Origin of the sequence: Flavihumibacter sp. ZG627, assembly GCF_000814325.1 — a bacterium.
Taxonomy (GTDB): Bacteria; Bacteroidota; Bacteroidia; order Chitinophagales; family Chitinophagaceae; genus Flavihumibacter.
Genome location: NZ_JPHF01000001.1, coordinates 764,841 through 775,139, shown reverse-complemented (window position 1 = coordinate 775,139; position 10,299 = coordinate 764,841). Strand labels below are relative to the sequence as shown.

Annotated in this window: 9 protein-coding genes; all 9 read right to left on the bottom strand. The window is 41.0% G+C overall.

Annotated elements, in window-relative coordinates; genetic code table 11:
- Positions 1 to 207, bottom strand: a 207-nt coding sequence (locus tag HY58_RS03390; protein ID WP_039127570.1) for a helix-turn-helix transcriptional regulator, incomplete at its 3' end; no start/stop codon positions are given.
- Positions 208 to 524: 317 nt separating this feature from the next.
- A complete protein-coding gene (locus tag HY58_RS03385) occupies positions 525 to 1,031 on the bottom strand; it encodes a hypothetical protein (protein WP_172644589.1) in 507 nt (168 codons plus the stop codon).
- Between the two features lie 8 nt (positions 1,032 to 1,039).
- Positions 1,040 to 1,732 carry a M48 family metallopeptidase gene (locus tag HY58_RS03380; protein WP_039127564.1) on the bottom strand — a complete coding sequence of 231 codons (693 nt, stop codon included), beginning with the start codon at positions 1,730 to 1,732 and terminating at the stop codon, positions 1,040 to 1,042.
- Positions 1,725 to 4,898, bottom strand: coding sequence for a type I restriction endonuclease subunit R (locus HY58_RS03375; protein WP_039127561.1), 3,174 nt, complete (start codon positions 4,896 to 4,898; stop codon positions 1,725 to 1,727). The genes HY58_RS03380 and HY58_RS03375 overlap by 8 nt, the downstream gene beginning before the upstream one ends.
- Complete coding sequence (locus HY58_RS18695) at positions 4,895 to 5,557, bottom strand: hypothetical protein (RefSeq protein ID WP_052323803.1); 663 nt, start codon at positions 5,555 to 5,557, stop codon at positions 4,895 to 4,897. Before HY58_RS18695 ends, HY58_RS03375 begins: the two co-directional genes overlap by 4 nt.
- Positions 5,554 to 6,849 carry a restriction endonuclease subunit S gene (locus tag HY58_RS03365; RefSeq protein WP_039127557.1) on the bottom strand — a complete coding sequence of 432 codons (1,296 nt, stop codon included), beginning with the start codon at positions 6,847 to 6,849 and terminating at the stop codon, positions 5,554 to 5,556. Before HY58_RS03365 ends, HY58_RS18695 begins: the two co-directional genes overlap by 4 nt.
- Positions 6,846 to 8,423 carry a class I SAM-dependent DNA methyltransferase gene (locus HY58_RS03360; RefSeq protein WP_039127554.1) on the bottom strand — a complete coding sequence of 526 codons (1,578 nt, stop codon included), beginning with the start codon at positions 8,421 to 8,423 and terminating at the stop codon, positions 6,846 to 6,848. Before HY58_RS03360 ends, HY58_RS03365 begins: the two co-directional genes overlap by 4 nt.
- Positions 8,424 to 8,797: 374 nt before the next feature.
- A complete protein-coding gene (locus tag HY58_RS03350; protein ID WP_039127548.1) occupies positions 8,798 to 9,286 on the bottom strand; it encodes a hypothetical protein in 489 nt (162 codons plus the stop codon).
- Between the two features lie 377 nt (positions 9,287 to 9,663).
- Positions 9,664 to 9,903 (bottom strand): hypothetical protein, encoded by a 240-nt coding sequence (locus HY58_RS03345; protein WP_039127544.1) that lies wholly within the window; start codon positions 9,901 to 9,903, stop codon positions 9,664 to 9,666.
- Positions 9,904 to 10,299: the final 396 nt, after the last annotated feature.

The window sequence follows — 10,299 nt, the reverse complement described above, 5'->3', positions numbered from 1 at the left end:
AACTTTGACCGTAATATCCACCTTGATATGTTCACTGATTGTAGATTGGGCAAGTGGTATTGCATTAGTTAGCTCACCGATAGTGGCAGATCCATGTTCCTTTAAATAAAATAGGATTGTTAGTCGTGCTGGATGACCAAGTATATCAAACACTGACGCCAGGTAGTTTACATTGTCCTCGTAAAATTCTGTTTTTGTAATTCCCATTGTTTTCTAATAAATAGTCAGGAAAATGGGGAAAAGATTGATGGCTATATACCGATCATTGATAGTTGAAAATTGCTGACATGGAAATCTTCTTGTGTTCAAATAGTACATTGATATACTGGGCCTGCCTCCCGGCAGGCCAGGGGTAACGGGGGGTTACGGTGTGCCTGTGAATTATTTAATGTTATTCTTCTCTTTATGTCTAATATTTATTGTGTCAATCTCGGTAAAATAGAAGCTGGTAAAGAGAAAAGTTTATTGATCGCAAATTGCCCCGTCTCGGTAATTTCAATCAATTCACTCCATCAAATAAGCCTTCATTCTACCAGAAAACGCTCTTTTTTTTTCTTTAAAAACACCCAATACATAGAAGCAATTAGAACGGAGGTAGAAGGATTAACCAGAAGATAAGAATTTTTGAAGCGGGGGAATAAGATGATTATATGATTGAATTTTTCGTGATTGAAAATAGCTACGTTCGTAGCGAGGTTCTCCTTCTGAAAAAGGAACAGCTCTCGCTCCAGGGCTTTTAGCGTTTCTCCAGGATGCTCGTAAGTTGCAGTATTGAGTAATTCTAACCTTTCACCAGTCTTTAGGTAACGCAGGTAAAGTGTAACAAATGTTTCATCTGCTTTCGGTTCTTCCAGGACTAATTCTAAGAACTTGTTAATCGCTGCTTCACGACTTTCAATAAGATTTGGCAAAGTGAAAAATTCTGAAAAAATCTGTCCTTCGCAGCTTTCGGTTACCACTTCATAGAAGATATTAGGTACAAGTATCAATTGCATAAAAATAAACCTAACACCAATCAAGGAAACGTCCAAAATTGCGGTTAGAGCTTCATCACTTTCATCTTTTCATCAAGCGTCTTCCAGTTTCTTACATGCTTGGACAGCTCCTTCCAGAACAACTTAGAATGATCTTTCACTTTTGTGTGTACCAGTTCATGAATAATGAGATAGTCAATAAGCGAAAACGGAAGCTTGATGGCATCAGTGTTCAATAAGATCTTATTCCTGGCAGTGCAGCTTCCCCAGCGACGGGTCATTTTGCGAAGTTGGACACCGTGACACCGTAATCCTGTTTTTGAAGTGAGTTTTTCAACCCTGGGTATAATTTTCTCTGTGGCTTTTTCTTTATAAAATTTTTGTAGGGCCAACTGAATTTCTTTCTGGTTTCCATCAAGGGATTTGACAGTAATGGTAAACCTGGAATAATTGAATTGAACCAGAGGGGTTTCTATTTTCCTGTCAACCAGAATTTGAACGTAATACGTTTTCCCCAGGTAAGGTAGCCTGGAACCAGTGACAATATCACCTTCATTCACGGTACCGACAACATCCAGTTTATCCAGGATCCATTTGGCTTTTTTGAGGATCATTTTGTCGGCAGCGGTATCGGAAACATGTTTCCCTTTCAACACCACCCCAGAATGCCGCTCAACGCTTATATAATGCGACTTAAGCCCCTCCCTGGGTTGGATAGAGTATTGGATCAACCTGGAACCATACCTCACACTACGCATCTTTATTTCTTTTTAATACATCTATTAATTCCTGCGCCTTCACCTTAGCGGCTGAACGTTCCATTTTGGTTTTCAAAAACCTTGTTAACTTATTCTCAATGTCTTTCTGAACCATGCTCTTTTCCTCCCAACCAACAATCCCCAGTTCTCCTGCAATTAAATCAAACAAGGTTCTGGTGGCATCTTCAGCATCACCATCAAAAACGATCTTCATTGAGTCATACACGGCTCGTTGGCACTCTGTAACAAAACCTTTTTGTTCACCCTCGGCTTGATGGTCTGCAATGTCGTCCTGTATGTCAGCATAAGCCTTGAGTAGTTCGGTTTGCGTGATCCGCTTTTGTTTATCCAACTTGAGCAGTTCTTCCAGGCGTTCAGCCAGGGGCTTGTAAAAGTCAGGATTCTTGTCCAGACCCACTTTGATCACATGCTTCAGATTATTGCGCATTTTCAACTCCCGGGTGGCAGGAGCTGCATTTTTGATTTCTTCCCTGAACTTCTCCCGATCAATGATGGACACAGGTTCTTTGAGCAGGTTTTCTACACCTTGCGATTTCAGGTGTTCATCAATGATCTCCTGGAGAAGTTGGCTTTCTTCTTTAGTCACTCTCAGTTCTTCATCATCAGGATACGCGTTCCTTGCCCTTAGCCTGATCTCATTGAATAGCCTAAAGTCATACAGGAACTTCATAGCCTTTGTATTGGGAAGCACAATGGCAATGGACTTATTGAAATCTTTAAGCAGCTCTTTGAACTTATCACGAAGGTCCTGGGGTTCGATGTATAACACAGCTTCTTCCATAAACTGGTCACGTTGGTATTTCCGATCCAGCTTTATGGGTTTGAAAAAATCAACCAGCTTGGTGTGGTTATGCTCCAGCCTGGGATATTCTTCTGTGATGTCTTTTACAATATCGCTTCGCTTAAGATCTCCACTAAAGATCTCCAGGGCCTGGATCAGGTATTCGGTGATACCGTAGTAATCCATGATGTACCCAGCTTGTTTTCCTTTACCACTTCGGTTTACCCTCGCAATTGCCTGAAGTAAATTGTGCTCTTTTAGTGGTTTATCCAGGTAGAGACAGGATGCAACAGGAACATCATAACCTGTTAGTAGCATGTCCGACACAATCAGGATGGCGGTATTATCATATTTTTTCTTTCCCGATTTCTCGCGCTCGTTGGGATCACCATATGGAAGTTTAAAATCGTCGGTAGTTGCCTTGATGTCTTCTGGTGCCACAACCCAAATGGGCTTTCGATCTTCTGGGTGCTCCTTATTCCAGGTCACCGTCTCATAATATTCCCTGGCTATATCATCACTCTTGGGTGAACCGATGCTCACCACAACCTTTATTTCAAAGTCGTGTAACCCTTCGTGTTTAAGCTGTTCGATTATTTGCTTATACCTAATGGCGGCAAATCTTCCATCAGTAACCAGTAATGCTTTATGTCCATTTGGATGGATCTTTTCGGAAAAGTGCTTTAATAAATGTTTTGAAATATCTGTCAGCCTCTCTGTTGATAGCTGATATTTCTTAAGTGCTTTATGCTTTAGAAGGTTTTTCTTTTCATCCGACTCATGACCAAATTTTGCTTCGAACTCGGCATCCAGTTCTTTCTTTTTGACATCGAGCTTCGCAATACCCTCATCATACAAAAGTTCAACGGTAGCGCCGTCCGCAACTGATTCTTTGATGGTGTATACATCCAGGTACTCCCCACCATAAAACTCGGCCAGCGTTGACTTTTCTTCCTTGGATAGTGGTGTTCCAGTAAAGGCGACAAACTTGGCGTGGGGAAGCACCGTTCGCATGAAGGAAGCCAGAAATCCATACTGGGATCGATGCGCTTCATCCACCAAAACATATAAGTTCTCTTTACTGGAGAGTTCCTCCAATACAATTTCTTCCCTATCTCGTTCTACCCATTTATTATCTACTAAAAGCTTAGTAATCTTAGTAAGAACACGATCCTTGATGGACTTTTCAATCAATAGGTTTTCGTGTTCATCCTGCGCTGTTTGGTCTTCTTCGCCAGCCGTTGCTTCAGCTTCTGTTTCCTGAAACTTTTGAAGGGTTGTAGTAATGATCCCGCCGTAATCATTCCGCAAAAGTTTATCCAGGTGCTTAACCGATGTTGCCTGGCTTACATTTTTAAAACCTATGTTGCGGAAAGTGCCAGTGATCTGCTGGTCCAGGTCTTTTCTATCAGTTAGAATCAGCACCGTGGGATTATTAAACCCAAATTCAGGAGCCTGAAGTTTACGGGTAACATAAGCCATTGTGATACTTTTCCCGCTGCCTTGGGTATGCCAGACAACACCACCTTCACCCTGCTGAAGTTTCTCAATCGTTTTATTTGTAGCCCTTATTTGTTGGTAGCGGGGAAGCTTCTTAATGGTGCGACCCTCTTCTAGTTCAAAGATCACAAAATGGCGAATCAGCTCAAGCAAATAATCCTTCTTAAATAGGCTGTAAATAAGTTTATCCTGCTCAGTTTTAATTTCTGCTGGAACTTCTCCCTTTTTGGTTTTGAAAACTGAATAAAACGCCTGTGGGGCATTTATACAGCCATATTTGCCGCCAACACCGTAGATGCCAGCCATGATCTGGTTGAAGTGGAAAAGCTTTTCAGAATTCGATTCGTAAAATCGAAGATCACTATAAGCTTTATCAAAAGCGTTTTGTGCACCTGGGGCCTTGCACTCAATAACTGCAAGAGGCAAGCCATTTACAAAAACAATGATGTCAGGTATGGAGTTCAGCGTACGTCCGTGACAACGAAGCTGGTTCACCACCAGGAAATCATTGTTGTCTGGATTTTGATAATCGATGAATGAAACAGGTATAAATTCTTCTTTGCCATTTACAACCTGTTTAACCGAATAAGTTGCACCACGAAGTAACTCCCAGATCTGCTGGTTTATTTCCATTAACGATGCTCCCTGGATGCTGGTGATCTTGTCAAATGCTTTTTGCAGATTAACAGTGCTGATCCAGGGATTGATTCGGGTAATGGCACTCATCAATCGATCCTTTAACACCACTTCCGTAATGTCGCTACGTTCGTCAGTTAGACAGCCATCATAATACTCGTAACCCAGCCTCTGGAACAGCTCAATGGCAGGTAGTTCGCTATGAAGGTATTCGGGTGAATGGCTCATAAAGCAGGTTGATAGACTTTAAATTTGTCAAGCGTAACAGTCCTCCCCAGGTAGAAAAGTGCAGATTCCAGCTCCCGCATGCTTACTGACGTATCACAGTTTACAGCCCATTTATTTAGCACCGTTCGGTACTCCAGGTATTGAGGAATATGTTTTTGGTTCAGGGCCGTTTTATAATGTGGCATCTTAGGAACGCTCAGATTGGGGTACTCTGAGGAGAAAAAGAAGGTCCAGCCACTCAGGACATTTCGGTCAATGATAGGAACGTGATCGGACGCTATAAAGTGAAGGACTTTAGAAACACCAACTAGGCTGTTATTGATAACGGGAATCAATTGCTTTAATAAGTCTGGCAGCAAATAAAAGTCTCCTTTTCGTAAGGACCTTAGCCTTTCCAATAGCTCTTCCTTGTCTAAAATGTAATTGACTTTTACAGTCGGGATGGTGGGCATCCAGGAGTAAGTGTAGGCAATGATGCGCAGAAAATCCTCAAAGCTGTCAAGGGGCGAACTTCTAAAAAGATCATAGGTTAACTGGTACCAGTTTGGCCCATCGATCAATTCATGAACAGTAGTATTATCGTCAGTGACCTTTAGAAGCCTTTGGTAAGCTTCTTGGTTAAGCTCAAGTAGGTTGTCGTATTTGTCTGACTGGCTCATGCAAGGACCTCGCTTTCAATTAGGTGGTTTACACGAAGTTTTCCTGTCAAAAGTTTTTGCATGAGACCTTTCTTCAAATTTACATAGAGGATTTTTTTGTCTTGAAGTATTGAGATTTTGTGGTCGACTTCCGTAAGAATGGATGCAATTTTCCTTTGTTCTTCCATTGGAGGTAAACCAATTTTGAAGTTGCTTATTGCTCTTGTGTCCAAAAATGGCTGTGCGTTACCTGTAAATAGTTTTTGTTGCTGATCAATTACAACACTACTGTTTAAATAGTAGAACAAATATCTCGGTATTACTTCACCGTTTACCCTAATTCTTGGCGCATTGTAACTGAATGGTAAGCCATGCCACTCCTCTGTAATATAGGTTGTAATTCCAGCAGTCGCTCCTGTGCCAGCAATCAAAATATCATTTGTTTGGAGGGTTAACTTTTGGGTTTCAGGAGTTTCTTTTATGTATTTTGGATCATATCTCTTAAAGTCATTAATCCGAATCAGTCTCACTCCATCTGCAGGACTATCCACATAGAGTAAATGCTGGGATGCAAGGCCCCTTTTTACGTCTGCAATGTCATCTAAAATAACAGGTTGCCAGCTCTCAGGTATCTCCCCCAACGGAGATTCTTTGAAATGCGTATGACCAATACCTTTGATGAGCAGCCTTTGCATCAGCCCTTTCTTCAGCTCCGTGGTTTGTGCAATCTGCTCTTCGATAACTTCGATCTTTTCATCAACAGTGAAGAGGATTTCGGCGCTTTTTTCTTGTTCATCTGGTGGAGGACATACGAAAAGAATCTTCTTAACTATCCCAGAACTTAAACCGTCCATGATCCCACCAACGGCTAATTTTTTTACTTGGTCAAGCACCAAAGGAGACGAAAACAGCTGAGTCAAAAAATCGGTTAACATTTTCTCTTCGTTTAACTGAAGGCGAAGAAGGTGTGAGTCCATTATTCCTTTTCTTATTCCCTTAGGTACAACCATACATTTTCCAATTGTACCCATCATTGATATGATGAAATCCCCTGGAAACAATTCACAGGTTTTAAGGCGCTCAAAGTGATCGTGAGATATAAATCTGTCACCGAAAGACATGTCTTTAGCAAAAATATTCTCCTGACCATACACCTTTATTCCATCTGGTACCATCGAATCTTTTTTAAGTTGGCTACCAAATGGACCAATTTTCATAGCGCCTTTTTTGTCAAGCAGAAAATCTTCCACATGACAAACATTCCAATCTTTAGGAATATCGCCTATTGGGGTTACTTTATATTCTCCACTCATATTCCCAGCTCATTTAAAAATGTAGCCAATCTTTCATCAATCTCTCTTTCCCTTTCTTCCAACTTCTCTAGCTCCGCCTTTACATGATGCAGGTGAATCTCTGCTTCCCGCTCACTGGCGTCAATGTAACGTGATATATTCAGGTTGTAGTCGTTGTCTGTGATTTCTTTTACATCCACCAGCCGTGCAAACTTTTCGCTTACGCCATCATGTGCCGTTTCCAGTGCAAAATGATCATAGGCTTCCACGATTTTTTTGATATGCGGCTCCAGCAATTCATTCTGGTTCTTTCCTTCTTTGTATTCTCCGCTGGCATCCACGATAATAACTTTGTTCTTAAGATGCTTGGGTTTACTCTTATTGATGATCCAGATGCTGGCGGGAATACCAGTGTTATAGAATAAGGCTGGCGGAAGTCCCACAATTCCCTCCACCAGATCCTCTTTCAATAGCTTCTCCCGAATGGTTCCTTCTGCACCACTTCGAAATAGCGTACCATGCGGTAGTACTACGCCAGCTTTGCCGTCCTGTTTCAAAACAGCGATCATGTGCTGGAGAAAAGCCAGATCAGCATAGCCACGAGGAGGAATGCCGTACTGGAATCTTCCGAATTTATCTACCACTACCTTGCTGTAATTGGGTGTGATCTTTTTTTCTTTTCCGCTGGCATCCAACTTTGTTTCCTGGCTAACTTCCGCGGGTGTCCACCAGGCATCCATAGAAAATGGAGGATTGGCGATCACGCGGTCAAACAACATCAAATCGTTTCGGTCATCTTTATGTTGGGGATTTACCAGGGTATCACCTTTGCGAAGATCCGCATCATTGTAATTGTGTAAGATCATGTTCATCTTACCGATGGCCCAGGTTCCAATATTCTTTTCCTGGCCATAAAGAGAAATGTTTACGTTGTTACCGACCTTCCCACCAGGTAGTTCAGAAACGTACTTGGCTGACTCAATGAGCATACCGCCAGATCCAAATGTGGGATCATACACCTTTTGACCCACCTGGGGTTTGATCAGTCGAACGATAGTGGTTACAACACCACGGGGAGAATAGAATTCTCCGCCCTTCTTGCCTGAATCATCAGCAAACTGTTTGATAAGGTATTCGTAAGCATCACCCAGGAGATCTGGGGTATACAGGTCCTGGTTTTTAAGGGAATATTGGTTGAAGTGACGTAACAACCTTTGCAATACATCGTCGCTGAGCTTCTCCTTGTCACCGAATTTGGTGGTGGAGAGTACACCTTCTAAACTGGTGTTTTCTCTTTCAATGGCAGCGAAGGCTTTATCCAGCGCAACACCAATATTTTCCGTATGCTTCTTTATTTCTTCCCAGCGGGCTTCTTTGGGGATAAAAAAGTAGGTTTCCTCTTCAGCATCGGGACGGCTAAGGCCGTCCCGGCTGATAAGGGTCTGGACCTCTTCCTCAAAAACGTCGTTGGCACGCTTGAGGAAAAGCAGTCCAAATATGTAGTTTTTAAAGTCTGAGCTATCAATGGAACCTCGTAGGATATTAGCACTATCCCAGAGCCAGCTTTCCAGGGTTTGGAGGTCAAGTTTTGGCATTTCTACAACACTTATTATTAGCTCGCAATATATCTAATTTGGCCATCTTTTACCAGTACCTTAGCCAACTTGGATCAATTGAGAAAACTGATCAGAAATTGAACAAAGTACTATGTGTTGCACCAAGTGCCCCTAAATCCTTTGCCAACGTGCATGCTTGCCAGGTTTCTTCGGATAATTTTCGGGGTGCTTTAATCAATAGATTTTCATTTATAAAATCCATTAGGTAGGGCTGTAATGCTTCACCCCAGCCACATGTTGGGAGGAAATCATCCAAAGTAAGAAGGATATTAGACTCAATTGTTTTGTAATCTTTGGATTTCGTTACTTTTCCTTCAGTTTCTCTCCATTTTACCCAAGCTCGTAGCTTGATGTCAGCATCTTCCTTGGTTAACGTTTTTTTCTTCTACAACCACAGAATCTAATTGTTCAACGGAAGTGTTTTGATTCCGACTTTTCTTTCTCGTTCTTATTTTTTCTGTTTTGGCAAGATGATTGGCAATGGTCTGTGCCTTACGTTTCACCTCTGATTTGTTGAGAATACCTGCCAAAACATCTTTATCAATTCTAAGTTTTCTGTAGGTGTGCGGTTTACCGTAATCGTCCAGGGTGGTTTTAGTGAACTTTTTAAGTATGCCTATTTCATCAAATTTGAATAAAGCTTCCTTAATTGTCGTCATACCCATATTTAGCTTTGCGCTTAAATTACTATTAGATTCAAAGCATACGGTACCTGGCCTTTGCCCGCTTATTATATAAGAAATTATAAATTTTTCAGCATGTGTGAATGCTGATGATTGCAATAACAAAAGGCTCATTTGGATAAAGGCTTTATCGCTAGGTATTTTCTTATTTGTGCGCATTTTTAATTTCTTTAAGCTTGTAATTTTATTCTCTGCTGTTTCTTAAAAAGTGATTTTCCAGGCCGAAAAAGGTGTGCATCCTGGTTAGAATTTGTCAATGTTCAAGCGGGAATAGCTTCAATACTAACGTATACCATGCCACTAATAAGAACAGTAATAATAATATTTATAAAATCAGGGTAATACCAGTTATTATAAAAGAAAATTTTGGTAAACAAATATTACCTGCCTGCAACTCCGCGCTATTTGAGGCGCGGGTCAAGATCAAGTAGTTGTCGAAGGCTTTTTCAATTTGTATATCTGGTCTAATCCTGAATCCACGTTTTCCCTTCAATGGCATTTTGTAGCCCTGAGACATCATCGTAAGGTAGAGTCGATTAATGGAGTTCATCGCCAATAACGAACCAGCCTTTCGGTATACATGGTCTATTTGCTAAGAACATATCCATGAAACTAATTTTACTCTTCGCAAGATTTTCAAGAAAAAATCCTGTTCTCCTTAATGCTTCAAATAGATCAATTTGATCTCTGGAAGCTATAATGATTTCAATAGCTCGATCAGTCTTTTTTAGTTCAAAACGTGTGATTTCCTTAGCCTTAAATTTCAATGTGGTCATTGTCTATCTTTTTGACGAACCTGGATTCTAGTCCAGTTTTATTGCTAGCTCGATTATTATGATCAGCATTTATTTGCGGCACAAAAGTTTTCTCAGAAATCTGAGCAACTAAATATTCTTTAACTTTTACACGGCTCTCGCAACCCTTGAAAGAGAATTTTAGGTTGGATACTAACTGATTCTCTCTAATTGTACTGTTATGGAGTTTATAATCATTTAGCGTTGCCTTGATTATAAATAAATACTCATACTCGCGAATGTGAATGATGGGATCATTGATTTCGACGATTACGCTTGCATAATTAACGTCGTCGTCAATTTTCACCAGGTTCTTTTTACTAGCAAGCCGCCTATACACTAACACTTGGTACAGGCATACTCCTTCATTAGCTGACC

Bases quoted from the DNA above. Each gene is read 5' to 3' on its own strand.
- HY58_RS03380 (WP_039127564.1), bottom strand. From the start codon at position 1,732: ATGCGTAGTGTGAGGTATGGTTCCAGGTTGATCCAATACTCTATCCAA.
- HY58_RS03375 (WP_039127561.1), bottom strand. From the start codon at position 4,898: ATGAGCCATTCACCCGAATACCTTCATAGCGAACTACCTGCCATTGAG.
- HY58_RS18695 (WP_052323803.1), bottom strand. From the start codon at position 5,557: ATGAGCCAGTCAGACAAATACGACAACCTACTTGAGCTTAACCAAGAA.
- HY58_RS03365 (WP_039127557.1), bottom strand. From the start codon at position 6,849: ATGAGTGGAGAATATAAAGTAACCCCAATAGGCGATATTCCTAAAGAT.
- HY58_RS03360 (WP_039127554.1), bottom strand. From the start codon at position 8,423: ATGCCAAAACTTGACCTCCAAACCCTGGAAAGCTGGCTCTGGGATAGT.
- HY58_RS03350 (WP_039127548.1), bottom strand. From the start codon at position 9,286: ATGCGCACAAATAAGAAAATACCTAGCGATAAAGCCTTTATCCAAATG.
- HY58_RS03345 (WP_039127544.1), bottom strand. From the start codon at position 9,903: ATGACCACATTGAAATTTAAGGCTAAGGAAATCACACGTTTTGAACTA.